Annotated in this window: 22 protein-coding genes, 1 tRNA gene and 2 pseudogenes; 8 read left to right on the forward strand and 17 right to left on the reverse strand. The window is 69.3% G+C overall.

What is annotated here, in order from left to right; genetic code table 11:
* The 5 genes and pseudogenes from ABNX41_RS16760 to ABNX41_RS16780 all read left to right on the forward strand — a co-directional run.
* A pseudogene (locus tag ABNX41_RS16760) lies at positions 1–233 on the forward strand (P-type conjugative transfer protein TrbL); the annotation flags it as partial.
* Positions 230–919 carry a conjugal transfer protein TrbF gene (gene trbF / locus ABNX41_RS16765; protein WP_438670861.1) on the forward strand — a complete coding sequence of 230 codons (690 nt, stop codon included), beginning with the start codon at positions 230–232 and terminating at the stop codon, positions 917–919. The pseudogene ABNX41_RS16760 and the gene trbF, both read left to right, overlap by 4 nt.
* Positions 916–1,944 carry a P-type conjugative transfer protein TrbG gene (gene trbG, locus ABNX41_RS16770; protein WP_438670862.1) on the forward strand — a complete coding sequence of 343 codons (1,029 nt, stop codon included), beginning with the start codon at positions 916–918 and terminating at the stop codon, positions 1,942–1,944. Before trbF ends, trbG begins: the two co-directional genes overlap by 4 nt.
* The gene (locus tag ABNX41_RS16775; RefSeq protein ID WP_438670863.1) at positions 1,941–3,077 is read left to right on the forward strand and encodes a TraB/TrbI/VirB10 family type IV secretion system protein; all 1,137 of its coding nucleotides are present in this window, start codon (positions 1,941–1,943) and stop codon (positions 3,075–3,077) included. The genes trbG and ABNX41_RS16775 overlap by 4 nt, the downstream gene beginning before the upstream one ends.
* Before the next feature lie 2 nt (positions 3,078–3,079).
* Complete coding sequence (locus ABNX41_RS16780; protein WP_438670864.1) at positions 3,080–3,313, forward strand: DUF2274 domain-containing protein; 234 nt, start codon at positions 3,080–3,082, stop codon at positions 3,311–3,313.
* 37 nt (positions 3,314–3,350) lie between these two features.
* Here ABNX41_RS16780 and ABNX41_RS16785 read toward each other — a convergent pair whose 3' ends face one another.
* On the reverse strand, positions 3,351–3,998 hold the full coding sequence (locus tag ABNX41_RS16785; RefSeq protein ID WP_438670865.1) for a LysE family translocator: 648 nt from the start codon (positions 3,996–3,998) through the stop codon (positions 3,351–3,353).
* A gap of 323 nt (positions 3,999–4,321) precedes the next feature.
* Here ABNX41_RS16785 and ABNX41_RS16790 point away from each other — a divergent pair, with 323 nt between their 5' ends.
* The 3 genes and pseudogenes from ABNX41_RS16790 to ABNX41_RS16800 form a co-directional block, all read left to right on the forward strand.
* Entirely contained in the window at positions 4,322–4,636 is a 315-nt protein-coding gene (locus ABNX41_RS16790) for a hypothetical protein (protein ID WP_438670866.1), read from the forward strand.
* Positions 4,637–4,772: 136 nt separating this feature from the next.
* A complete protein-coding gene (locus ABNX41_RS16795; RefSeq protein ID WP_438670867.1) occupies positions 4,773–5,045 on the forward strand; it encodes an HVO_A0114 family putative DNA-binding protein in 273 nt (90 codons plus the stop codon).
* Positions 5,042–6,133 (forward strand): annotated as a pseudogene (locus tag ABNX41_RS16800) (recombinase family protein); the annotation flags it as partial. The gene ABNX41_RS16795 and the pseudogene ABNX41_RS16800, both read left to right, overlap by 4 nt.
* Before the next feature lie 141 nt (positions 6,134–6,274).
* Here ABNX41_RS16800 and ABNX41_RS16805 read toward each other — a convergent pair.
* The 16 genes from ABNX41_RS16805 to ABNX41_RS16880 all read right to left on the reverse strand — a co-directional run bounded on the left by ABNX41_RS16805 (position 6,275) and on the right by ABNX41_RS16880 (position 23,778).
* Positions 6,275–6,616, reverse strand: a complete 342-nt coding sequence (locus tag ABNX41_RS16805) for a hypothetical protein (RefSeq protein ID WP_438670868.1) — start codon at positions 6,614–6,616, stop codon at positions 6,275–6,277.
* Between the two features lie 45 nt (positions 6,617–6,661).
* Positions 6,662–6,751 (reverse strand) — tRNA-Ser (locus tag ABNX41_RS16810).
* A 358-nt stretch (positions 6,752–7,109) separates the two neighbouring features.
* Positions 7,110–7,502 carry an antibiotic ABC transporter gene (locus ABNX41_RS16815; protein ID WP_438670869.1) on the reverse strand — a complete coding sequence of 131 codons (393 nt, stop codon included), beginning with the start codon at positions 7,500–7,502 and terminating at the stop codon, positions 7,110–7,112.
* 733 nt (positions 7,503–8,235) lie between these two features.
* Positions 8,236–8,778, reverse strand: coding sequence for a peptide-methionine (S)-S-oxide reductase MsrA (gene msrA / locus ABNX41_RS16820; protein WP_438670870.1), 543 nt, complete (start codon positions 8,776–8,778; stop codon positions 8,236–8,238).
* 618 nt (positions 8,779–9,396) lie between these two features.
* Positions 9,397–10,569: a M20 aminoacylase family protein gene (locus ABNX41_RS16825; protein WP_438670871.1), complete on the reverse strand. Its 1,173-nt coding sequence runs from the start codon at positions 10,567–10,569 to the stop codon at positions 9,397–9,399.
* A 265-nt stretch (positions 10,570–10,834) separates the two neighbouring features.
* On the reverse strand, positions 10,835–12,094 hold the full coding sequence (locus ABNX41_RS16830) for a glutamate-5-semialdehyde dehydrogenase (protein WP_438670872.1): 1,260 nt from the start codon (positions 12,092–12,094) through the stop codon (positions 10,835–10,837).
* A 99-nt stretch (positions 12,095–12,193) separates the two neighbouring features.
* A complete protein-coding gene (proB, locus tag ABNX41_RS16835) occupies positions 12,194–13,288 on the reverse strand; it encodes a glutamate 5-kinase (RefSeq protein ID WP_438670913.1) in 1,095 nt (364 codons plus the stop codon).
* 65 nt (positions 13,289–13,353) lie between these two features.
* Positions 13,354–14,376, reverse strand: a complete 1,023-nt coding sequence (gene obgE / locus ABNX41_RS16840; protein ID WP_438670873.1) for a GTPase ObgE — start codon at positions 14,374–14,376, stop codon at positions 13,354–13,356.
* An 881-nt stretch (positions 14,377–15,257) separates the two neighbouring features.
* Positions 15,258–15,473 carry a hypothetical protein gene (locus ABNX41_RS16845; protein WP_438670874.1) on the reverse strand — a complete coding sequence of 72 codons (216 nt, stop codon included), beginning with the start codon at positions 15,471–15,473 and terminating at the stop codon, positions 15,258–15,260.
* A gap of 159 nt (positions 15,474–15,632) precedes the next feature.
* Positions 15,633–15,893 (reverse strand): DUF7940 domain-containing protein, encoded by a 261-nt coding sequence (locus ABNX41_RS16850; RefSeq protein WP_438670875.1) that lies wholly within the window; start codon positions 15,891–15,893, stop codon positions 15,633–15,635.
* 554 nt (positions 15,894–16,447) lie between these two features.
* The gene (locus ABNX41_RS16855) at positions 16,448–17,842 is read right to left on the reverse strand and encodes an FAD/NAD(P)-binding protein (protein WP_438670876.1); all 1,395 of its coding nucleotides are present in this window, start codon (positions 17,840–17,842) and stop codon (positions 16,448–16,450) included.
* A gap of 27 nt (positions 17,843–17,869) precedes the next feature.
* On the reverse strand, positions 17,870–18,715 hold the full coding sequence (locus tag ABNX41_RS16860; RefSeq protein WP_438670877.1) for an amidohydrolase family protein: 846 nt from the start codon (positions 18,713–18,715) through the stop codon (positions 17,870–17,872).
* A gap of 731 nt (positions 18,716–19,446) precedes the next feature.
* Positions 19,447–20,382: a molybdenum cofactor guanylyltransferase gene (gene mobA / locus ABNX41_RS16865; protein ID WP_438670878.1), complete on the reverse strand. Its 936-nt coding sequence runs from the start codon at positions 20,380–20,382 to the stop codon at positions 19,447–19,449.
* Positions 20,383–20,912: 530 nt separating this feature from the next.
* Entirely contained in the window at positions 20,913–21,938 is a 1,026-nt protein-coding gene (tdh, locus tag ABNX41_RS16870; protein ID WP_438670879.1) for an L-threonine 3-dehydrogenase, read from the reverse strand.
* Position 21,939: 1 nt separating this feature from the next.
* Positions 21,940–23,127 (reverse strand): glycine C-acetyltransferase, encoded by a 1,188-nt coding sequence (locus tag ABNX41_RS16875; protein WP_438670880.1) that lies wholly within the window; start codon positions 23,125–23,127, stop codon positions 21,940–21,942.
* A 96-nt stretch (positions 23,128–23,223) separates the two neighbouring features.
* Positions 23,224–23,778: a helix-turn-helix domain-containing protein gene (locus ABNX41_RS16880; protein WP_438670881.1), complete on the reverse strand. Its 555-nt coding sequence runs from the start codon at positions 23,776–23,778 to the stop codon at positions 23,224–23,226.
* Positions 23,779–23,785: the final 7 nt, after the last annotated feature.

Here is a 23,785-nt window from a genome sequence, read left to right on the forward strand (position 1 = left end):
GCGCTGGCTTCGCCGCTGGTGGCGGCACGTCCTCCATGGGCACGGTCGGCGGCGCAGGCGCGGCCCCGGCCGCCACATCGTCCCCGACCGGCAATCCGCCCGCCTGGGCGCAGCGCATGCAGCGCTCTCAGGCGATGAGCCACGGCACGACCATGGCCGCCCATGCAGTGCGCTCCGGCGACAGCCATGGCTCCGGCTCCTCCATCAACCTTTCCGAAAGCGACCGCTCATGAGCCTCTTCAAAAGACCAGCCGCCCATTACGGCAAGACCCCACAACCCGAGACGCCCTATCAAAAAGCCGCGCAGGATTGGGACGAGCGCATCGGCTCATCTCGCGTGCAGGCGAAGAACTGGAGGCTGATGGCCTTCGGTTCGTTGATCCTGTCGGCCGGCTTCGCTTCCGCGCTGGTCTGGCAGTCAGCGCGCGGGACGGTCGTGCCGTGGGTGGTGCAAGTGGACAATCTCGGCCAGGCGCAGACCGTCTCGCCGGCCGTTGCCGATTTCCGCCCGACCGATCCGCAAGTGGCTTGGCACCTTGGGCGTTTCATCGAGCAGGTGCGCGCCATCCCGGCCGACGCCATCATCGTCCGCCAGAACTGGCTTCGCGCCTACGAGTTCACCACCGACCGGGGCGCGGCGGCATTGAACGACTATGCGCGGGCCAATGACCCGTTCACCCGTGTCGGCCGTCAGCAGATCGCCGTCGAGGTGTCGAGCGTCATCCGGGCCTCGCCGGATTCCTTCCGCATCGCGTGGACGGAACGCCACTACGAGAACGGCCAGCTTGCCACGACCGAGCGCTGGACCGCGATCCTGACCATCGTGATCCAGCCGCCGCGCGACGCCGAGCGCCTGCGCGCCAACCCGCTCGGTATCTACATCAACGCAATTTCGTGGTCGAGGGAGATGGGCCAATGACCAAACTTCTCCCCAGGCAGGATTCCGGCCGCGAAACTACGTTTCTCCGTAAACCCGCACTGGCGGCTTTGCTGCTCTCCGCAACCGTGCTGGCAGGTTGTGCCACCAATCGGACGCCGCAATGGAGCTACGACGCCGATGTGCCGCCGCTGCCCGTTGTGCAGACGGCGGCAACCGACGACACGCCCCGGCCGTTGCATGTGCCGCCGGCCTGGACCGTGGCGCGCGGCGGCACCGCCGCCGCCACGCCGACCGGCCGCGTCGAGAACGCCAACGCCGCCGCCCGCGTCGAACCACGCCGCGAGGGCTACCACAACGCCATCCAGATTTATCCGTGGTCGGAAGGCGCGCTCTATCAAGTCTATGCCGCAGTCGGGCAGATCACGACGATCGCGCTGGAGCCGGGCGAGAGCCTGACCGGCGCGGGGCCGATCGCGGCCGGCGACACCGCTCGCTGGATCATCGGCGACACCGAAAGCGGCAGCGGCGCGACCCGGCGCGTGCATGTGCTGGTGAAGCCGACTCGGCCGGACATCTCGACCAACCTTGTCGTCACCACCGACAGGCGTATCTACATGATCGAGCTGCGCGCCCGCGACGCGCTCTACATGCCGGCCGTCGCCTGGGCCTATCCCGCGCCGCCGGCTGGCCAGCGCCAGACAGTTCCGGCCGCACCCGTGATCCCGACCGAGGCGGCGCGGAACTATCGCTACGGGCTTCAGGGAGACGGCCCGCCATGGCGGCCCATCTCCGTCTTCGATGACGGCCGCCGCGTCTATGTCGTCTTCCCGGCCGGGATCGTGCAGGGCGAGATGCCGCCGATCTTCGTGCTCGGCTCCGATGGCGAGCCGCAGATCGTCAACAGCCGCGTCCACCAGAACACCCTGATCGTGGATCGCCTGTTCGGCGCGGCCGAACTGCGCCTTGGCAGCGGCAACCGCCAGAAGGTCGTCAGGATCGTCCGCATCAACCCGACGCAGGCGGCCGCGCAGCCCGCCAGCGCGACCGGAGACTCCCCGTCATGACAGATAACACCATCACCGAAACCGCCGCACCCATGCGGTTGCGCGCCGAACCGCCCCGCGTCACCCGCCTGTCCCGCAAGATGCTGGCAGGCGTTGGCGCTGTCGCGCTTCTCGGCATCGGCGGCGCGCTGATCTACGCGCTCCAGACCCGCGATGGCGGCACAGGCGGGCAGGAACTCTATTCGACCGAGAATCGGCCCACGGCGGATGGGCTGTCCGGCCTGCCACGCGACTATACCGGCCCGGTGCTCGGCCCCGCGCTGCCCGGCGACCTTGGCCGCCCGATCCTCGACGCGCAGAATCGGGGACAGCCCATTGTAACGCCGGCCATCACGACGCCCGCCGTCGATCCCGAAGAAGAACGCCGCAGGGCCGAGGAAGAAGCCGCCCGCTTGAGCAACGTGTTCTTCCAGTCCGGCCCGCGCACGGCAGCACAGGCAGGAACGGCCATGCCCGGCCTTGCCGGTCTCGGCCTCGGCGGACAGCCCGCGACACAGGATCGCCGCGCGGCCTTTCTCAACGGGCCGGTGGACCGGCAGACCGTCGCGCCGGATCGCGTCACGCCGCCGGCATCGCCCTACATCCTTCAAGCCGGAGCCGTGATCCCGGCTGCATTGATAACCGGCATCCGTTCCGACCTTCCGGGCCAGATCACGGCCCAAGTCACCGAGAACGTCTATGACAGCCCGACCGGCTCGCTGCTGCTGATCCCGCAGGGAACGCGCATCATCGGTCAATACGATGATGGCGTGACCTTCGGCCAGCGCAGGGTATTGCTGGTGTGGAATCGCTTGATCCTGCCGGGCGGACGCTCCATCGTCCTCGAACGCCTGCCGGGCGCGGACGCCAGCGGCTATGCCGGCCTTGAGGATGGCGTCGATTATCACTGGTGGGATTTGATGAAGGCCGCAGGGCTGTCCACCTTGCTTGGCATCGGCGCGGAGCTGGCGACCAGCGACGAGGATCGTCTGATCCGTGCCATCCGTGACGGAGCGCAGGACACCATCAATCAGGCAGGCCAGCAGATCGTGCAGCGCCAGTTGCAGGTTGCGCCCACGCTGACCGTCCGGCCGGGCTTCCCGGTCAGGATCATCGTCACCCGCGACCTCGTATTCGAGCCGGCAGGAGGTTGACCATGACCAAGCTGAAACTCGGCCCGCTTCCTGACGACAAGCCCGTCAAAGTGACGGTGGAACTGCCAGCGCCACTTCACCGCGATCTGGTCGCCTATGCCGAGGTGCTGGCCAGCGAGAGCGGCCAGCCCGTCGCCGATCCAGTCAGGCTGATCGTGCCCATGCTTGAACGGTTCATCGCCACGGACCGGGGGTTTGCGAAGGCTCGGCGGAATCCGGGACAAACTTCGAGCTAAATGACTGCGATGAGGGACGAAGCGTCGTTCGCGCCAATCATGACTTTCCAAAGGATCGTGCAATCATAAATCCGCCGAAAGCGACCATACTGCCGCCCACGATGACGTCGAACCACTTGCCTGTATGACCGGCCATTCCGCGCCCCTTTGCTGCGATCCATGCCAGACTCTGATGGTAGATAAGGTCGATCAGGATCACGCAGCCCAAAACAAGCAGTCGCGCGGTCAGCGACAGATCCCCGGCCATAGCGGGCGCAAGAAGTCCTAGAAAGAACGCGGCCATCTTGGGGTTGCCCAGCCCCACGAGAAGCCCCCGACGGAACGTCTTGCGGAGACTTTCCCTGGATTCCGCCGATGCGCCCGACACCCTGCCGGGCAGGTTACTCGGGGCAAGACTGGTACGCAGCAGCGCGATCCCCATCCATACAAGGTAGGCACCGCCCGCGATTTGTATCGCGCTGGAAAGCCACGGCAGTGCGACCAAGAGGGCCGAGATTCCCAAGGCGGTCGCAAGAGCATAGACTGATACGCTTGCGGTCGTGCCAAAAGCCGCAGCGGCCCCATGTGCGGGACCCTGTGCGATGCTCGCCCGGGATATGACGATGAACCCGGGTCCCGGCATAGGAACAGCCAGAGCATAGATGCCGAGGGGCGCTAGAATGGTGGTGAACAATGTTGGGTCCATACCGACTTTCCTGCATAGGGGAAGCCGCGTAGTGGACAAACAAAAGGCCGCCTACGCGGCGGCCATGAAATCAAAATATCCTGACCGCCCTATGAGTCGGGCAGCCACCAGAGTGTGACGATGTGATCGACGTGTTTCATTTCGACATGAAAAGCAGAGGTTTACCGCTCCGTCAACCGCCTTCCTCCGATCGTCCGCATGGGCTCTTTGCGTCATTCTCACCAAGGGGTGCCGCCAGCGCATAGGCGCAAATGCGGCACGCTACAGGCCGCCGATCCCCCTCCATGGTTCGCCTGAGACCAGCGAACCAAATGGAGGATTCCATGAGTGTCAAGCGCCGTAACGCCCGGAAGGGGCGTCCGCGACAGCCGATCCCGAAATCTCTTCCCGACGATCTCTATGACTATGACGACGAACCCGCACCGCGCCTCAGCCCGCCGCGCGGAAGCCCGCCCCATGTCTTCGATGTGGAAAGGCTGCCCGTCATCGACGACTGGCCCGAGGACGTGCCGATCACCGAGGCCGAGATTCAGGTGTTCGAGCGCTGGTTCGCCGATGTTTTCGACGAGATGTTCGGCTCGCTCGATCTGCCTCCGGGCTTGAAAAACTTATCGCTTGATGATAATGAAAGGCCATGAACCATGATCGGTCATTGCCATGACGACATTGCGAGTCGGGATCGCCGAGCCCGATGAAATGAAAGCCCGAACCATGCGGATCGCCAGAGGCGAGGAAAAGCCCGCGCCCGGCGATCCGAAGGTCTGGTTCGCGTCCATGGAATCCTTCGCCCGGCTCCTGTCGGCCAGCAATCGCGCATTGCTGCGCATCATCCACGAACAGGAACCGCAATCCCTTGATGAACTGTCCCGGATCACCGGCCGGGCGACACCCAACCTGTCGCGCACCCTCAAGGCCATGGCCGGCTACGGTCTGGTCCGCATGGAGAAGGGCAAGGGGCTCAAGCTGGTGCCGAAGGTCGTTTGCGACCGCGTGGAACTGGTCCTGCCCCTGATCGAGCGCCGGAAGGCGAAAGGAAGCCGCAAATGAACGTCCACAATCCCAACGTCACCCAGCGGGCCGCCCTCTATCTGCGCGTCTCCACGCCCCGGCAGGCCGAACATGCCGTGTCGATCCCCGACCAGCGCAAGCAGGGCGAAGCCTGGTGCGCGGCGCGCGGTTACGAGCTGGTCGAAATCTTCGTCGAGCCGGGCAATACCGCCACCAACGATCGCCGGCCCGAGTTTCAACGGATGATCGAGGCGGGCACCAGCAAGCCGGCACCCTTCGACGTTGTGCTGGTTCACAGCTTCTCGCGCTTCTTCCGCGACGCCTTCGACATGGAATACTACTATCGGAAGCTGGCAAAGAACCGCGTCCGCCTTGTCTCGATCACGCAGGAGCTTGGCGATGATCCGATCCACGACATGATGCGCCGGATTATGTCTCTCTTCGACGAATATCAGTCCAAGGAAAACGGCAAACACGTCACGCGCGCGCTCAAGGAGAATGCGCGGCAGGGCTTCTGGAATGGCTCGCTGCCGCCGGTCGGCTATCGCGTCGTGGCGGCGGAACAGCGCGGAACGAAGACCAAGAAGAAGCTGGAAATCGACCCACTGCACGCCGACACCATCCGCCTGATCTTTCGCCTCGCGCTGGAAGGCGACGGCGACAGCGGCCAGATGGGCGTCAAGGCCATCGTCAAGCATCTCAACGGCAAGGGCATCTTCACCCGCGACGGCGGGCGTTGGGGGATCGGGCAGGTCCATCGCGTCCTGACCCGCCGCACCTACATCGGCGAGCACGAGTGGGGAAAGCGCAGCAAGCACAATGACGCGCAATCACCCGACGACACCGTTGTCGTTGCGGTTCCGCCGATCATCGACGGCGAGACGTTCGAGGCGGTGCAGAAGCTCCTACAGGCCCGCAACCCCAAGACCGAGCTGCCCGCGCGCGTCGTCATCGGGCCGACGCTGCTGACCGGCATCTGCTATTGCGGCAATTGCGGTGGGGCCATGACGATCCGCACCGGCAAGGGTGGGCGCTATCGCTACTACGCCTGCTCGATCCGGGCGCGGCAGGGCGAGACCGGCTGCAAGGGCCGGGCGATTCCCATGGACAAGCTCGACAACATGGTGGTCAGCCATATCGAGGAACGGCTGCTCGATCCCAATCGGCTGGAGAACCTGCTTGGCAGCATCCTCGGCCGTCGCTCCGATCAGGCCCACCGCCGCCGCGACCACATTGCCGAATTGCAGCGGCGAGCGACCGAATCGGAACTACGCCTCAAACGGCTCTACGACGCCATCGAGGCGGGTGTCGCCGATCTGGACGACCCGGCGCTCAAGGAACGGATTGCCGGCCTCAAGGTTCTCCGCGATCAGGCGAGGGTCGATGCCGACCGGGCGCAGGCGCTGCTCGACAGCCCCGGCCACAACGCGATCAGCCCCGCGATGATCCGGGGCTTTGCGCAGAGCGCACGCGAGCGCATCCGGGGCAATTTGGGCGGCTATCGGCGGGATCACCTGCGCGCGCTGGCGCAGCGTGTCGAGGTCGCGGACGACGCAATTCGCATCATGGGATCGAAGACGGAACTGCTGAGGACGCTTATCGCGGGCCAAGTGCGGCAATCGGCGGCGATTGGCGTGCCCAGAGGCGGACTGAAGTGGCGGAGAGGGTGGGATTCGAACCCACGGTGGGCGCAAACCCACAACGGTTTTCGAGACCGCCCCGATCGACCACTCCGGCACCTCTCCGCGCTTTGGGGGTCGTCTATGGGCGCGGATGTATCCGGCCTCGCCGGGAAGCGCAACCCCGATTTTCGTATCCTGCGGGCAGCGCGTTCGGGCCGGTTCCGGGACGAAGCGGCGATCTCCGGCCAGACCGGTGCGCCTCGGCCGGATATCGCGGCGCAGGATTGATTCCACTAGGAATTCTGGGAATGCCCGGGCCGGGTCGGTCTTCGGCGGCCGGATCCGAAAGCGGGGCGGCGGAACTTCGGCGCGGGTCATGCGGTTCGGGAAAGTCTCCATCGCACCGGCAAAGCGCCGGATCGGCCTCGGGAAGCGGATAGGCCCCGTGGCCGGGGGCCGGAGAGGGGCGGGACGCGCGGGCTCAGCCGCCGACGAGGGCGGGACAGCGCCGCGACAGTCGCTCGGCATTGGCGCGGGTGCGCCGACGCAGCGGGCGCAACCCGGCCTCGGCCAGGGTGGCGGCGGAACCGCCTTTCAGCGCAGCCCGCATCATGGCCGCCTGGGCCTCATGCAGGGCGGCAAGCTTCTCGACCACCATCAGCGCATTCTCGTCCGGCGCGACCGGCCAGAACCCCATCAGGCCCAGCATCCGCATCGCCACCACCGCCTGCGCCTCGGCCATCATGGCCGAGCCCCGCAGCGAAAGCCGCAGCATCTGGGCCGGGGTGGGCAGCGTCGAGACCAGCATCAGCGCCAGGAAGGCGGATGTATCGAGGCCCGGCGGTTGCGAGATCGGGGGCGACAGGGCGGGCATGGCGGCTGGCCTTTCGGAACGGATACAGACTGTGGACTGGGAACGGGTTCGGGCAGGTCGCACCCCTGATGGATCGAGGATGCGGCTCATGATCCGACAGGGAAAGGCCCCGGAGAGGGCGGTGTCTTGGGGCGGCAGGCGCGTGGGGCCCGATGGCAAGGAGACGAATTCACCGGGATCGAAGCCTCAAGGCAGGCACTGGGACGGCCCCAAGACGAGCGGCACAGGCGATCCGCGCGGCGGGTCCGGCTTGCGCATCGCCTCGGCACCGGATCCGCGTGGACACTTCCGGCCGCAAGGCCCCCGGGCTCTGCCGCCAAGACCCGGCCCTGCCGCAAGAGCCGCCGACTCTGCGGCAAAGGCCCCGTCGCGCCGGAGCCACGGCAACTTCGCGCGCCCACAACCAGCGAGGCGGCCTGCACAGGATGGGCATCGTTCATGCGGGCCTTGCTCTCATCGCGGCGCTCTCGCGGCCTGTGCTTTCAGGGGCCATGCTTTCAGCGCCCATGCCTTCACGGGCCACATTCTCATGGGCCGCGTTCCCACGGCGGTGTCCCGCGCCCCGGGGCCGTCACTCAAGCGTGACCGTCCTGTTGCACGGAAGGAGAGGATCCTCCGCGCGACGCTCGGGGTCAACTCCGCATTGTCGCAGATCTGCCCTGCATATGCTGCGCAGCAGCATGCGCCGACAGCCCACCCGGACCAGGCCCAGGGGACCGCAGATCCGCCCCCCCTATTCGCCCGAGCGGCGCGGCAACACCCAGCCGGGCCGCAGGAAATGGCAGGTATAGCCGTTCGGGATCCGCTCCAGGTAATCCTGATGCTCGGGCTCGGCCTGCCAGAAGTCGCTCGCCTCGGCGAGTTCGGTCACCACCCTGCCCGGCCACAGCCCCGAGGCATCGACATCGGCGATGGTGTCTATCGCCACCACCCGCTGCGCGGGCGTCAGCCAGAAGATCGCCGAGCGGTATGAGGGGCCCAGGTCGTTGCCCTGCCGGTCGGGCGTGGTCGGGTCGTGGATCTGGAAGAAGAACTCCAGAAGCGCGCGGTAGGACAGCCGGGTCGGGTCGAAGACCACCTCGATCGCCTCGGCGTGATTGCCGTGGTTGCGATAGGTGGCATGAGGCACATCGCCCCCGCTGTAGCCGACGCGGGTCGAGATCACGCCAGGCAGGCGGCGGATCAACTGCTGCATGCCCCAGAAGCAGCCTCCGGCAAGGATGGCGCGCTCCCGGTCTCGGGTCCGGGCGGCGGGGGAAGGCGTATCAGCGGTCATCGGATGGCTCCTGATGCAAGAATGGGGCCGGAGGAGGCAGGCCTGGGCCTGACATGGAAGGGGCACGCACGGGCCCTTCCGGCCAATATGGGGACGAAGGGGGGCGCAGGCAACGCCCCTTCCCCGCCCTGCCCTCGCCGCGGCATCTCCACATCGCCCCGGCGGATGTGGAGATGCCACCGCCCCCATCCTTGGCCCCGATCAAACGCCGGAACCCTGCCCGGGGCCAGGCTCGACGCGGGCCACTCGCGCCGGGTTTGGGCCCAATCTTGAGCATGGGCAGGCGCGGAGGCTTGACCCGGGCCCGACCAGGCCCAAGACCGCACAAGAGATCCCCCCCGGCCGAGCCCCCAGGAGTCCCCGCCCCTACGGCAAGGGCCCTGACCGCCAGCCCCCGCCGGGACAAAGAACCCCAGCCACAGAGACACCCGCCGCGCCGACGGGATCATCCCTCAAGCCGCCGAAACAGGACCACCCTGCCGCCGGGAACCTGGACCGAAGCGCCCCCAGGCCGGGCCGCAAGGAAAGCGGGCTCCGCCAACGCGAGCCCCCGCTCCCGCCCCCCGCCCAAGGTCGAGCCCCAGGCGAGACAGCCCCCGGCTCAAGTCGAAAGCCGCCTCACCCCGCAGGCAGCCGCGCCTCGACCATGCCCGCGAACCAGCTCGCCCCGAAGGGGATCGCATCATCGTCGAAATCATAGGCCGGGTGATGGACGCTCGCCGTCTCGCCATTACCGACGAAGATATAGGCCCCCGGGCGGGCTTCGAGCATGTAGCTGAAATCCTCGGCCCCCATCTGCGGCGCGATATCGTCGATCACCGCCGCCTCGCCCGCGATTCCCCGCGCCACCTCCAGCGCGAAACCCGTGTTCTCGGCCGCATTCACCGTTGCGGGATAGCCGGGATGCCAGATCACCTCGCCGCTGGCCCCGAAGGTCCCGGCAATGCCCGAGACGATCGCCTTCACCTTCTCTTCGGCCAGCGCGCGCACCGCCTTGTCGAAGCTGCGCACCGTGCCCTTCATTACCACCACCTGCGGGATCACGTTATGCGCCGGACTGTCCGAGGTGATGGTGCAGACCGAGACCACCACCTGTTTCAGAGGATCGACGATGCGGCTGGCGATGGTCTGAAGCCCCAGGATGATCTGGGCCGAGATCACCATCGGATCCACCGTCTCATGCGGCTTGGCGGCATGGCCGCCCTTGCCGGTCACGCGGATCTCGAACTGGTCGGCTGCGGCCATCAGCGGGCCGGGGCGGATCGCGAAATGCCCGACCGGCAGGCCGGGCTGGTTGTGCATGCCGTAGACCTCGGACACGTTCCAGCGCTCCAGCGCGCCCGCCTCGACCATCTCGCGCCCGCCGCCGCCGCCCTCTTCGGCGGGCTGGAACAGCAAGACCACGCGGCCGTCGAAATTGCGCGTCTCGGCCAGGTATTTCGCCGCCCCCAGCAGCATCGCGGTATGGCCGTCATGGCCGCAGGCATGCATCCGCCCCGGGCTTTTCGAGGCATAGTCCCGCCCGGTCTGCTCGACGATCGGCAGCGCATCCATATCCGCGCGCAAGCCGATGGCCCGGCCCGAGCGGTCGCTCCTCCCCCGGATCACCGCGACGACGCCGGTGCGGCCCACGCCCTCGACCACCTCGTCGCAGCCGAAGGCCCGGCACAGTTCCGCGACCCTCGCCGCGGTGCGATGCACGTCGAACAGCAATTCGGGATGCGCGTGGAAATCGCGCCGCCAGGCGGTGATTTCGGGCAGCAGTTCGGCAAAGCGGTTCTTCACGGGCATGCGGGTCTCCTTCGGGGGCTCATCCAGCCGAGCGCCGCAACCCCCAAGCGGAATCGCGGACCTCCCCCGGCCCTCCAAACCAAGCGCCACCGCGCGCCGCGCGCAAGCCGGATTCCGCGCGCCCCGCCCAAAGCCCCCGCCGCAAGCGCAAAACCCCCGACCGCGGGACCCAGCCCATTCTTCTTTGCAGAAATATCCCGGGGGTGAGGCGCCAAAGACGCCGAGGGGGCGGCGCCCCCTCCTCGCCGTTCCACCCCACCTCGCCTCAATCGCGAATCGTGCCGTCCCCGGTCACCAGATACTTGAAACTGCACAATTGCTCGGCCCCCACCGGCCCGCGCGCATGCAGCTTGCCGGTGGCGATGCCGATCTCGGCCCCCATGCCGAACTCACCGCCATCGGCGAACTGGGTCGAGGCGTTGCGCAACAGGATCGCACTGTCGAGCCGGGTGAAGAACCGCTCCGCCGCCGCGTCATTCTCGGTCAGGATCGCCTCGGTATGCTGGCTGCCGTAGCGGCGGATATGGGCGATCGCCTCGTCCACCCCGTCGACCAGCTTCGCCGCGATGATCATGTCCAGGAACTCGCGCCCGAAATCCTCGGGCGCCGCCCTGACCGTGCCCGGCACCTTCAGAAGCTCGCCCTCGGTCCGCACCTCGACCCCCGCCTTCAGCAGATCCTCGATCAGCACCGCGCCATGCCGGGTATAGAACTGCCAGTCGATCAGCAGGCATTCGGCCGAGCCGCAGATCCCCGTCCGCCGGGTCTTGGCGTTCAGGACGACGCGGCGCGCCTTCTCCAGATCGGCATCGCGGTCGGCATAGACATGGCAGATCCCCTCCAGATGGGCGAAGACCGGCACCCGCGCCTCCTTCTGCACCAGACCGACCAGCCCCTTGCCGCCGCGCGGCACGATGACGTCGATCCATTCCACCGCCGCCAGCATGGCCGAGACCATGGCCCGGTCGCGCGTCGGCACAAGCTGGATCGCCGCCTCGGGCAGGCCCGCCGCCCGCAGCCCCTGCAACATGCAATCGTGGATCGCCTCCGAGGAATGGAAGCTCTCCGACCCCCCGCGCAGGATCACCGCATTGCCGGATTTCAGCGCCAGCGCCCCCGCATCTGCGGTGACATTGGGACGGCTTTCGTAGATCACCCCGATCACGCCCAGGGGCGTCGCCACGCGGCGGATCTGCAACCCGTTCGGACGCTCCCATTGCGCCAGCACCCGCCCGACCGGATCGCGCCGCTCGGCAATGGCGCGCAGGCTGTCGACGATGCCGCGCACCCGCCCCTCGTCCAGCCGCAGCCGGTCCAGCATGGCGGGCGTCAGCCCCTTTTCCTCGCCCGCCGCGCAATCCATGGAATTGGCATCCATGATCGCGACCCGGTTCTCCCAGATCGCCGAGGCGGCCGAGACCAGCGCCGCCGCCTTGCGCTCGGACGAGGCACAGGCCAGTTCCGCCGCCGCCGCCCGCGCCCGCGCGCCGATCCCGGCCATCATGTCAGCAAACTGTCCGTCCATGCCCAACCCTTTCATCTTGGCCGAAATATCCCGGGGGTCCGGGGGCAGCGCCCCCGGGGGCGCCCACCCTCGAACCACCATGCCTCGAACCACAATACCTCAAACCACCATATCGTCGCGATGCACCAGCGCCGCCCGGCCCTGATAGCCCAGGATCGCCTCGATCTCGCCCGAGCGGTGGCCCGCGATGGCGCGCGCCTCGACCGAAGTATAGCGCACCAGCCCCTTGCCCAGAACCACGCCATCGGGCGCGACGATCGCCACCGGCTCGCCACGGCCGAACTTGCCGCCGACCCGGGTCACCCCGGCGGGGAGCAGGCTCTTGCCCGCGCGCAAGGCCGCCACCGCGCCCGCATCCAGCACCAGTTCGCCCTTCGGCTTCATCGCCGCGATCCAGCGCTTGCGCGCCGCCTGCGGATCGCCCTCGGGCACGAACCAGGTCCGCGCCGCGCCCTCGGCCAGCGCCTTCAGGGGCCGCAGCACCGATCCCTCCATGATCGCCATGGCGCAGCCCCCGGCGACGGCGGTCTTGGCGGCCAGAAGCTTGGTCTTCATGCCCCCCTTCGACAGGCCCGAGACCGGATCCCCCGCCATGGCCTCGATCTCGGGCGTGATCCGCTCGACCAGGTCGAAGCGCCGCGCCAGCGGATCCTCCTTCGGATTGGCCGAATAGAACCCGTCCACGTCGGACAGCAGCACCAGCTGATCCGCCCCCGCCGTCACCGCGATCGAGGCCGCCAGCCGGTCGTTGTCGCCAAAGCGGATCTCGTCGGTCGCCACGGTGTCGTTCTCGTTCACGATCGGCACGACATGCAGGCCCAGAAGCGTCTCCATCGTGGCGCGCCCGTTCAGGTAGCGCCGCCGGTCCTCGGTATCGGAAAGCGTCATCAGCACCTGGGCGGTGGTGATCCCGTGCGGGGCCAGCACCTCCTCATAGGCGCGGGCCAGCCGGATCTGGCCCACGGCCGCCGCCGCCTGGCTCTGCTCCAGCGTCAGCGCGCCCGAGGGCAGGCCCAGCACCATCCGGCCAAGCGCGATCGAGCCCGAGGACACCAGAACCACCTCGGTCCCGCGGGTCTTGGCCTCGGCCACATCCAGCGCCAGCGCCGAAAGCCAGGCCTGGCGCAGCCCGCTTTGACGGTCGACCAGCAGGGCCGAGCCGATCTTGACCACCAGCCTGCGCGCCGCGCGGATGTCGGGGACCCGCGATCCGCCCGCCCCCGCACCCTCCGCCCCGGCACCGTCCAGGGCCGCTCCGCTCAGGGTTGCCACGGCCCGCTCTCCTCTTCGGGATCCGCGCCCCGGATCTCGGCGTAAAGCGCGCGCAGCACCTCGGGCAGGCCCTTCCCGGCCGCGCCCGAGATCACATGCACCGGCCCGCCGCTGGCCTTTTCCAGCGCCCGCCGCCGGTCCGAGATCTGGCGCGGCTCCATCGCATCGGTCTTGTTCAGCGCCAGGATCCGGGGCTTGTCGCCCAGAATATCTGAATAGGCCTCAAGCTCGGCGACGATGGTGCGATAGTCCTTCGTCACGCTCGACGAGGTGCCGTCGACCAGATGCAGCAGCACCCTGCAGCGTTCGACATGGGCCAGGAACTGGGTGCCAAGGCCGCGCCCCTCGCTCGCGCCCTCGATCAGGCCGGGGATGTCGGCCATGACGAATTCATGGCCGTCGATCCCGACCACGCCCAGATTGGGGATCAGCGTGGTGAACGGGTAATCCGCGATCTTGGGGCGCGCGTTCGACACCGCCGAAAGGAAGGTCGATTTCCCGGCATTGGGCAAGCCCACCAGCCCGGCATCGGCGATCAGCTTCAGCCGCAGCCAGATCGTGCGCTCCACCCCCGGCTGGCCGGGATTGGCGCGGGCGGGCGCGCGATTGGTCGAGGATTTGAACCGCAGGTTGCCCCAGCCGCCGTTGCCGCCCTCGGCCAGGCGCACGCGCTGTCCGACCTCGGTCAGGTCGGCCAGGACGGTTTCCTCGTCCTCATCGAGGATCTCGGTGCCCAGCGGCACTTTCAGGACGATATCCTCGCCCGATTTGCCGGTGCGCTGGCTGCCCATGCCGGGCTGGCCCGAGCGGGCGAAGAAATGCTGCTGGTAGCGGTAGTCGATCAGGGTGTTGAGCCCCGGAACCGCCTCGACCCAGACCGAGCCGCCATGACCGCCGTCGCCGCCGTCGGGCCCGCCGAATTCGATGAATTTCTCGCGCCGGAACGAGACGCAGCCCGCGCCGCCGCCGCCGGAGCGGATGTATACTTTGGCAAGGTCGAGGAATTTCATGGCGGCGGGCTTTCCAAGGATTGGCCTGCCGATACAGCGAAACCCCGCCCACCTCAAGCGAACCCATGCCGCAAACCCGCGTGATCGGCACGCGGGCCGGGCGAAACCGGGGTTTTGCGCAGGTTCCGGGTGGCATGTGGGGGGAGATGGGGGTGCGGGTTCGGGGCCGCGTGCGCGTTCGATGCATCGCGGATGCCGGGGGTTGGGTTCGGGGAACCGGCCGGGGTTCTCGGCTCTGCCCGCCCAAGAGGCGAAGGGTCGGGGTCGTCCGGGATCGGGATGACAAAGCTCCGGGAGCCGAGGACCGGCCCTTCCGCCGCCAATGACATCAGCGGCCGAGTGGTAACGGAGGCGGGACTTCCCCTCAGGTCGCCAACGGGAAGACAGCCGTCAGCGTAAGAAGGACGCCTCCCGGGACTGACGGCCGGGGAAACAGACAGCAACAGCCCGGTGGCGACGGAAGCAAGGCGGCCCCCCGGAGCCGATGGCCGGAAATCAGCGACCGGGGAACAACAAAGGCTGGGCGCTCTCCAGGGCCGCTGACCGGGAGACAGCGGGCGGCGGTGGCCAAGGGGAGAAGGAAGCAGGGCAGTCCCCTGGAACCTATGGCAAGAAATCGGCGGCCGACAGCGGCCGGGGGAACAGGGGAAGCGGGGCGCCCCAGGGCAACAGCCGGGAAACGGTGGGCCGCGGCGGCCAAGGGGAGACGGTAGCAAGGCAGTCCTCTGGAACCGACGACCGGAAATCAGCGGCCGACAGTCGCCTGGGGGCAACGGAAGGCCCCCCCCCCCCCCAGGGCAGCAGCCAGAAGACGGCGGAGAGGAGCGTCGGCAGGGCGGTGGAGCGGCAGCGGGCGCAACCCGGGGGGCCGCCGCCCCCAATCAGCCGCAGGCGCCCTCGATCCCGATCACCAGATCCGCCCCGGCCTCGCCCACCGCGGCCGGAGTTTCGGGATGGGCCAGCAGCGCGCGGCGCAGCGCGGCCACGTCCGGGCGCGCCGCAAGGCAAAGCCCCGCGTCGCTTGCCAGGTCATTTCCCGCGCCGCAGCCGCTCATGCCAATCGCCAGAACCAGCATCATGGGAAGCCTCTTTCGCATCGCCGTATCTCCTTGTGGTGTCCAGCGCCGCTCGCGCGGACTCGGCCCTCGCCTCGGCCCGGGCGCGCGCCGCCGCCAAGGCCCGTCCGCGCAGGAAGGCCACCGTCAGCGCGGCCAGCGCCGCGCAGGCCGCGAGAGCCCATAGCTTCAGCCGCGCGATCATCGCCCCCGTCCCCGCGCCGCCCCGGCGCGACCGGGGCCGGGCCCCTCGCCCATATCCGCGCCACCCTGATCGCGCAGCCGCCCCAGGATCCCCGCCAGCGCCACCGCGCTGAGGATCCAGGGCATGAGCGCCCCGGGGATGTGGGATTTCAGATCGGGCGGGATCTCGATCCAGACCAGCGGCAGCACCGCCAGCACCGCCATGGATTGGGTGGAGTGGTAGCGCCAGGCCCGGCGCCAGTCGGGAATGAGCCGCATCACAACCCCCTCCGCACGCCGCCGCATCTACCCGCGCGGAAGATCGCGCGGCCGGGAAGGGTCGGCCAGGCATGGGGAGAAGCCGCCGCAAGCGGCACGGCAGGAAAGGAATCGCGCATGAAGGGCCTCATCTGACATCGGGAAACCGAAGAGAGGCCCAGCATGGCCGACCCGGGTTTCGCCAGGGTGCATGCCGCGCGCGCCCGCCCCGCCCCCGTCGCAACACCCTTACGCGCCCACCGGCCCCGCTTCGCCCCTCGACCAGCATCCGCCCGGCCCGCATCGCGCGCCCCGATCAGTCGAAATCATCGCCGGAACAAGGGCGCCCCCAACCGGCTTCCGCCCCCCGACCGACTTCCGCCCCGACCGACTTCCGCCCGTGGGTCCGCCCAGCCGAGATCAATGCGCGATTCCCGCCCCCCTCGCGGCGGCACGATTCCCTCGACGCCTGCGCAACCGATGTCACTATCGGACCGGCAGCATCCGCGGCCCCTGGCACCCACCCGCATACCCCCTCGGCCGACGCCAGAGCCCGTGCCGTCCGGCCCGCCCGCTCAACCCGCCGCCAGCAGCCGCGCCACAACGCGCTCGGCGAAAGCGGTCACCTCGGGCAGGCCCATCAGCTCGCCCACGGCGGCACGCGCCAGGGGGCCCGCCACCAGAAGATCCTCCTGCGCCCGGCCCGTGGCGTCCAGCGCCGCGCCCGCGGCATCGGTGTCCAGCCCCAGCCGCAGCGGATCCGCGCGCAAAAGCCCTTGCCCCGCCAGATCGGCCAGCACCGGATTGCCCGCGATCACCCCGCGATGGCCGGGGCCGGTGGCCAGCACCACGCGGTCACACGCCAGCGTCAGCGCCTCGCCCTCGCCGCGCAGGCGCAAGGCGATCTCGATCCCGGCGGGCCCGCGCCGGACCCCGGTGATCCGCCCCGCGACCAGCCGCAGCCGACGGCGGACCAGCATCCGCTCGACCGCCTCATGGGTCTGGGGCGCGATGCGAAAGCGGTGGACGTCCCAAAGCCCGCGCAGATGGCGCACCAGCCGCGCGCGCTCGGCGAGCGGCAGCGCGGCCCAGATCGTCGGCCCCTGGAGGCGCAGCCGGTCGAAGACCGCGTGCCAGCTCAGCCCCGCCGCCGCATCCCGCGCCAGCGCCGCCCGGATGCGCCGCAACAGCCCCCGGGCCGTCGTCTCGGGCGAAAGGCTGAAATCCTCGGCCGTCGCCGCCTGCCCCCGCCCATGGGGCTGCGAGCGGCGACCGTGGCGCGAAAGCATGGTGACGGGGCCGCGATGGCCGCGCGCCTCGAAACTGGCGACGATATCGGCCCCGGTCAGCCCCGATCCCAGCACCAGGGCCCGCTCGTCAACGCCGATCCCCGCCAGCGCGCCCGGCGCATAAGGGTCGGGGACCAGCGCCGGATCGCCCGCCAGCCCCGCCAGCTCCCCCGGCAGGCCCGGCGGCGGATGCGAGACCGCGAGCACCAGCCGCGCCCCCCGGACCGCGCCGCCGCCCGCAAGCCCGACCTCGAACCCCGAGGCGCCGCGCCGGGCCGAAACCGCCCGGTCCCTGACATGCACGATCCGCCCCGAGGCCAGCAGCGGCGCCAGCCTTGCCCCGACATAGGCGCCGAACACCGCGCGCGGCACGAAAAGATCGCCCGAAAGCGTGGCCGATCCCGGCGGCAGCGCCGGAGCGCCGGGATCGCAAAGCCAGCGGCGGAAATCGTCGGGCCGGTCGGTGCGCAAGGTCATGCGCAGGTCGGGCACGTTCAGCCGATGCTCGGGCGCGGGGGTCGAATAGGCAAGGCCGCGCCCGGGCTCGGCCCTCGGCTCGACCAGCACGACCGGCGGCGCCCCCTCGGGCCGCGCGCGCGCCAGATGGAAGGCGACCGTCGCCCCCGAAAGCCCGCCGCCGACGATGACGACGGGGACGGGGTTGCAGATGTCAGGCGCCATGGCGGGATCCCTCGCGCCGCGCGGGGGCTACAGCTTCAGCAGCCGCGCGGCATTTTGATAGAGCAGTTTCTCCAGCACATCCTCGCGGAAGCCGAGGCGAACGAAATCCTCGACGGTCTGGTCGATGGGCCGGAACGGGTATGAGGTGCCGAACAGGAACTGGTCCTGCAAGACCCCGTTCGCGGTTTCGAGCAGGATCTGGGTGCCGGGCTGGAACATGTACATATCCGGCAGGATGAAAACATTTTCCTGCCGGAAGGCGATGCCGACGATCTCGTGCACGCGCGGCCAGTAGCCATGGCAAACGACGATCTTCAGCTTCGGGAAGAACCGCGCCACATTGGCCACCGGGGCGGGATTGTTGTAGCGCGGATCCGGGACGGTCGGCCCGCTCATCAGATAGAGCGGCACGTCGAGCGCGGTCAGAAGCTCGTAAAGCGGCCAATAGACCGGATCGTCGGGGTGGCGCGGGGGATCGGCGAAGCCCGGCTCGATATTGATCCCCTTGAGGCCCAGGTCGCGGATGGCGCGCGCGGCCTCGTCCAGCGTCGCCTGCCGCCCCTGCGAGGCCGGATCGACAGCGCCGATCCCCTCGAACAGATCCGATCCGGCGGTGATCGCGTGGATCTCGTCATTGGCGAAATGCTGTTTCGGCGTGTGGCGGCCGACGACGACCGCCTTGGTCAGCCCGGCCGCCTCGACCACGGCGCGAAAGCCCTCGGGCGTGGCCGAGCGGGTGAAATGCTCAAGATCGCCGCGGGTGCCGACGCGGGCGTTCATCCATTTGACATGGTCGTATTCGGGGCTGCCGGGGGTCTTGCCGAAGAAATCGTGCAGGAAGGCCGGGCGGCAACGCATGTCGATGATTTTCATGGCTCTCCTCGGGGCCGGGGCCTGGGGCATGCGGGATTTGCGAGGCGGCGTCCGGGTCATAGATCGCACCCCGGACGCGTCGCTTGTCAAGCGGGGAGGCATCAAGCCACCTGAGAGGGCGTCGCGGGGACCGCGCGCCTGGCTGCCATCGGGTCTTCGGCGCGTTGCGGGCAAGGTTTCGCGGGTTCGGGAGAGGGCGGCCCGGCGTCTGCGATGGCGGGCGCGGGCCTGCGGTTCGGAGATCGGCCGCCCTAGGGGTTGGAAATCCCCGTCGTGCAGGAACCGGGCAGGCGCCGGGATCCTGCGCGGGCGAGAGGATGGAGAAGGCTTGGTGACCTGTCGCCGCGGCGTTGCCGATTGCGGCCCCGTGCGGCGGCCACCCCGGCGCCCGGCGGAATGCCTTCGGGAGGACGGCGCAGGTCGGGAAAGCGTCGGGCAAGAGGGGATCGGGCAAGAAGACACAGGGCAGGTCGACAATCATCGCCCCGGTTCATACCCCCCCGCCTCCGCCCGGCTCCATTCCCAAACCGGGGCCTCCGGGGGGAAGATTTCATCTGGGGCCCGCTGCCCCCCGCGCCTGCCCCCGCGCCGGTCTTGCGGATTCCCGTCTTGCGGACTTCCGTCTTGCGCGCGCCGGTCCTGCGCCCCCGAAAATCCGGGCCGCTGAAAGCATGTGTCACCGCGGCTTGCGCCCCGGGCCCTTCCTCGGACGCACCCCGGGGAGGCGGGTCTCAGCCTGCGGCCCCCGCGCCGTCCGCCCTCGCTCTCGCCTCCGAAAGCGCCGCGAAGATCCGCCGCGCCTCCGCAAGATCTCCGGGGGTGTTGACGTTGAAGAACGGATCGAACCCATGCGGCGCGAAAGCGGCCAGCGCCACGCCATGCCCCTCGGCCCAGGCCCGCACCCGGCGCTCGCCACGCGCAAGCGCCGCGCGCAGGTCATGACGCAGCGCGACCGGCCAGAGGCCGAAGGTCGGATGCGGGGCGAGCCGCGCCCCGGCGCCGGGGAATCGCTTCGGCCCGGCCCGGCCCGGCCTGGGCCCACCCGGCTTGGCTTCCTCCCTCCCAGGCCCGTCCTTCTCAGGCCCGTCCCTCTCAGGCCCGCTCCTCTCAAGCCCATCCGGCTCCGCCCCACGCGCCTCTGCCCGCCCCGGGCCCGGGGCGGCCGAACCGGCCCCGACAGCGCCCCGATCCGCGCCGACCGGATCGCGTTTTCCCGCCCCCTCCGCGCCGGGGATCGCCCCGGATAAATCGCGATCGCCGGTCGCGGCCAGCGCGATCCGCGCCCCGCCCGGCATCGCGGCCAGCGCCGCCTCCAGCCGCGCGCGCAGGTCCAGGGGCAGGAAGGGCGTATCGGCGGCGGCGGTCAGGATATGCGAGGCCCCCTGCCCCGCGGCATGCTCCATCCCCGCCAACACCCCCGCCAGCGGCCCCGGGAAATCCGGCAGGTCGTCGGGCACCACCGGCAGGCCTAGCCCCGCCAACCGCGCCGGATCGCCATTGGCATTGAGCACCAGCCCCTCGCATTGCGGCCCAAGCCGGGAGAGCACCAGGTCGATCAGCCTGGTCCCCGTCCCGTCGAGCGTAAGAAGCCCCTTCTCGGCCCCGCCCATCCGGCGGGCCTGCCCACCCGCCAGCACCACACCGATCACCCGATCACCGTCCGCCATCCCCTGCCCCATCCGCGCCGCCCCCCGGGGTGCACGCCGGAGCAGAGTAACGAAGCGCCACGCCGGAAGACAGGGGCCCGATGGCGGCGGCAAGGGATGGTCACCCCTTCTTCGCGCCGGGGTTCTACCAAGCCGACTTGCTTGGAGAAGAGGTGGACATGCTGCGTGGCCTGGGCCCCCCTTTTAGGAAGGGCGTTTCGGAGCACAGGCTCTGCCCCTTGCTACGCCGGAGCATACCGAGAGCCGGGGCAGCGGAACGCGGTCGGCCCAAGGCCGGGATCGCGGCCCGCCCTTGCCCGTCCGGCCCCGGGCGGAGGGTTGCGGCAGCGGCGCCTTGACGCCCGCCCCGGCCCGCATGAACGGCCCTCGGAAACGTTCCGCGCAACCCGCACGGGGCCCAGACCGGGCACAGACGGCCCGCCGACCCAACGCGGCCTGGCACCAAAAGCGACCTGGCACCAAAAGCGACCTGGCATCGAAAGCGAAAGACGTGGGCGAGGGACAGACGGCCCGCCCGGACGGCGCGCGCCTCAGCCCCAGTCCAGCACCACCTTGCCCGAGCTTCCGCCCCGCATCGCGGCAAAGCCCGCCTCGAAATCCCCGGCGGCGAAGCGGTGGGTGATCACGCGCGAGATATCCAGCCCGTTTTCCAGCATGGCGATCATCTTGTACCAGGTCTCGAAGATCTCGCGGCCGTAGACGCCCTTGATCGTCAGCGCCTTGAAGACGATGCGGCTCCAGTCGACGGCGGTGCGGCCCGGCGGGATCCCCAGCATGGCGATGCGCCCGCCCATCACCATCGCCTCGACCATCTGCTCGAAGGCGGCGGCATTGCCGGACATCTCAAGCCCGACATCGAAGCCCTGGGCAAGCTTCAGGCGCGATTTCACCTCGGCCAGATCCTCGCGCGCGACATTCACCGGCACCACATCGGCGACCTCGGCGGCCAGCGCCAGCCGGTCCTCGTTCACATCGGTCACCACGACATGGCGCGCGCCGACATGGCGCGCCACCGCCGCCGCCATGATCCCGATCGGGCCCGCGCCGGTCACCAGCACATCCTCGCCGATCAGGTCGAAGGAAAGCGCGGTGTGGACGGCATTGCCCAGCGGGTCGAGGATCGCGCCGATCTCGTCGGGGATCGAATCGGGCAGCGGCACCACGTTGAAGGCTGGAAGCCGCAGGAATTCGGCGAAAGCGCCCTGTTCGTTCACGCCGATCCCGCGCGTCTCGGGGTCGAGGTGAAAGCGGCCCGAGCGGCTCTGGCGCGACTGCTTGCCGATCAGATGCCCCTCGCCCGAGCAACGCTGGCCGACCGAGAGCCCGATCACCTCGCGCCCGATCGCGACGATCTCGCCCGCGAATTCATGGCCGGTCACCAGCCCCACCGGCACCGTGCGCGCGGCCCAGTCGTCCCAGTTCCAGATATGGACGTCGGTGCCGCAGATCCCGGTCTTGCGGATGCGGATCAGCACATCCTCGGGGCCGATTTCAGGGACGGGACGCTCTTCGATCCACAGCCCCTCGGCGGGCTTGGCCTTCACCAGACAGCGCATCTCAGATCACCTCCAGCTCGCGCCCCGCCGAAGCGAAGGCCTCCAGCGCGAAATCCAGATCCTCGCGCGTCAGCCGCGCGTTCATCTGGGTGCGGATGCGGGCCTGGCCCTTGGGCACGACCGGGAAGAAGAACCCCGCGACATGCACGCCGCGCGCGCCAAGCGCCTGCGCCATCCTCTGCGCCAGCACCGCATCCCCCAGCATGACCGGCACGATGGGATGCGCGCCGGGCAAAAGCCGGAAGCCAAGCCGCCCCAGCCCCTCGCGCCAATAGGCGGCATTGGCCTCAAGCGCGGCGCGCAGATCGTCCGCCGCCTCGACAAGGTCGAGCGCGGCCAGCCCCGCCCCCACCACCGCAGGCGGCAGCGCGTTCGAGAACAGATAGGGCCGCGCGCGCTGGCGCAAGAGGTCGACCACCGGCTGCGGCCCGGCGACATAGCCGCCAAGCGCGCCGCCAAGCGCCTTGCCCAGGGTGCCGGTCAGGATATCCACCCGCACGCCCGCCCGCGCGCCGGTCCCCCGGCCCTGGGGGCCGACGAATCCGGTCGCATGGCAATCGTCCACCATCAGAAGCGCGCCAAACCTGTCGGCCAGCGCCCGCACGCCCTCCAGCGGGGCGAAATAGCCGTCCATCGAAAAGACGCCGTCGGTCGCGATCAGGATGTGGCGGGCGCCCTCGTCCCGGGCCTTGCGCAGTTGCGCCTCAAGATCGGTCAGGTCGCCATTGGCATAGCGGTAGCGCCGGGCCTTCGACAGCCGGATGCCGTCGATGATGCTGGCATGGTTGAGGCTGTCGGACACCACCGCATCCTCGGGGCCCAGAAGCGGCTCGAACACGGCGCCGTTGGCGTCGAAACAGGCGGCGAAAAGGATCGAATCCTGCTGGCCCAGGTAATCCGCCAGCCGCCGCTCAAGTCGGCGGTGCAGGTCCTGGGTGCCGCAGATGAAGCGCACGCTGGCCATGCCGTAGCCATGGCCGTCCATCGCCGCTTTCGCCGCCGCGATCAGGCGCGGGTCGTCGGCGAGGCCAAGGTAGTTGTTGGCACAAAGGTTCAGCATCCGCCGCCCCCCGGCCTGGATCCAGGTGCCCTGCGGCCCCTCGATCTCGCGCTCGGTCTTCCAAAGACCCTCGGCGCGGATCCCGTCCAGAAGCCCGCCGACATGGGTCAGAAAGGCAGAATCCGTCATTTCGCACCTCCGATCCGGTGCGGGCAGAGTGCCATGGCGCGGAGGCGCTTGTCAATATCGCGGATCAATGTCCGATATAACGGAAAACCCCGAGGCCTAGCTGTCCTGCACGATCAGGATCGCCCGCGCCGCCCCCGCGATGGCCGCGATCTCATGGTTGCGGTCGGCGGGATAGCGCGCGACATCGCCGGGGCCCAGCTCTTCGATCTCCTCGCCCGAGATCACCCGCAGCCGCCCCTCGATCACGGTCAGATGCTCGCGGCAGCCCGGCCCGTGCGGCTCCGAGATCATCCGCGCGCCCGCGCCGAAATCCAGGTCGTAGACCTCATGGTCGCCGACCGATTCGGCGGGGGACAGGATGCGCACCCGCACCCCTTCGCGGGCGATCACCGGGGCGGCGGCGCCGCGCACCACCTCGATCCCCGGCCGCTCGCGCCCTTCCAGAAGCCCGGCGAAATCGACCTGGAGCGCCTGGGTCAGGTTCCACAGCGTCGCCACCGTGGGCGAGCTTTCGCCACGCTCGATCTGGCTGACCATGCTGCGCGAGACGCCCGAGAGTTTCGCCACCGCGTCAAGCGAGAGCCCGCGCGCGCGGCGCGCCTCGCGCAGCGAGGCCGCAAGCCGGTCATGGATTTCCGATCTGGCATTCATTGCTGGG

Source organism: Pseudogemmobacter sonorensis, assembly GCF_042762395.1.
Lineage (GTDB): Bacteria > Pseudomonadota > Alphaproteobacteria > Rhodobacterales > Rhodobacteraceae > Pseudogemmobacter > Pseudogemmobacter sonorensis.

Excerpts from the sequence above, each read along its gene's own strand:
- obgE (WP_438670873.1), bottom strand. The coding sequence starts at position 14,376 with ATGAAATTCCTCGACCTTGCCAAAGTATACATCCGCTCCGGCGGCGGC.
- ABNX41_RS16860 (WP_438670877.1), bottom strand. The coding sequence starts at position 18,715 with ATGAAAATCATCGACATGCGTTGCCGCCCGGCCTTCCTGCACGATTTC.
- ABNX41_RS16795 (WP_438670867.1), top strand. The coding sequence starts at position 4,773 with ATGGAATCCTTCGCCCGGCTCCTGTCGGCCAGCAATCGCGCATTGCTG.
- ABNX41_RS16830 (WP_438670872.1), bottom strand. The coding sequence starts at position 12,094 with ATGGACGGACAGTTTGCTGACATGATGGCCGGGATCGGCGCGCGGGCG.
- ABNX41_RS16790 (WP_438670866.1), top strand. The coding sequence starts at position 4,322 with ATGAGTGTCAAGCGCCGTAACGCCCGGAAGGGGCGTCCGCGACAGCCG.
- trbG (WP_438670862.1), top strand. The coding sequence starts at position 916 with ATGACCAAACTTCTCCCCAGGCAGGATTCCGGCCGCGAAACTACGTTT.
- ABNX41_RS16785 (WP_438670865.1), bottom strand. The coding sequence starts at position 3,998 with ATGGACCCAACATTGTTCACCACCATTCTAGCGCCCCTCGGCATCTAT.
- ABNX41_RS16875 (WP_438670880.1), bottom strand. The coding sequence starts at position 23,127 with ATGACGGATTCTGCCTTTCTGACCCATGTCGGCGGGCTTCTGGACGGG.
- ABNX41_RS16845 (WP_438670874.1), bottom strand. The coding sequence starts at position 15,473 with ATGCGAAAGAGGCTTCCCATGATGCTGGTTCTGGCGATTGGCATGAGC.
- ABNX41_RS16815 (WP_438670869.1), bottom strand. The coding sequence starts at position 7,502 with ATGCCCGCCCTGTCGCCCCCGATCTCGCAACCGCCGGGCCTCGATACA.
- ABNX41_RS16775 (WP_438670863.1), top strand. The coding sequence starts at position 1,941 with ATGACAGATAACACCATCACCGAAACCGCCGCACCCATGCGGTTGCGC.
- ABNX41_RS16880 (WP_438670881.1), bottom strand. The coding sequence starts at position 23,778 with ATGAATGCCAGATCGGAAATCCATGACCGGCTTGCGGCCTCGCTGCGC.
- ABNX41_RS16825 (WP_438670871.1), bottom strand. The coding sequence starts at position 10,569 with ATGCCCGTGAAGAACCGCTTTGCCGAACTGCTGCCCGAAATCACCGCC.
- mobA (WP_438670878.1), bottom strand. The coding sequence starts at position 20,382 with ATGGCGGACGGTGATCGGGTGATCGGTGTGGTGCTGGCGGGTGGGCAG.
- ABNX41_RS16850 (WP_438670875.1), bottom strand. The coding sequence starts at position 15,893 with ATGCGGCTCATTCCCGACTGGCGCCGGGCCTGGCGCTACCACTCCACC.
- trbF (WP_438670861.1), top strand. The coding sequence starts at position 230 with ATGAGCCTCTTCAAAAGACCAGCCGCCCATTACGGCAAGACCCCACAA.
- msrA (WP_438670870.1), bottom strand. The coding sequence starts at position 8,778 with ATGACCGCTGATACGCCTTCCCCCGCCGCCCGGACCCGAGACCGGGAG.
- tdh (WP_438670879.1), bottom strand. The coding sequence starts at position 21,938 with ATGCGCTGTCTGGTGAAGGCCAAGCCCGCCGAGGGGCTGTGGATCGAA.
- ABNX41_RS16780 (WP_438670864.1), top strand. The coding sequence starts at position 3,080 with ATGACCAAGCTGAAACTCGGCCCGCTTCCTGACGACAAGCCCGTCAAA.
- ABNX41_RS16855 (WP_438670876.1), bottom strand. The coding sequence starts at position 17,842 with ATGGCGCCTGACATCTGCAACCCCGTCCCCGTCGTCATCGTCGGCGGC.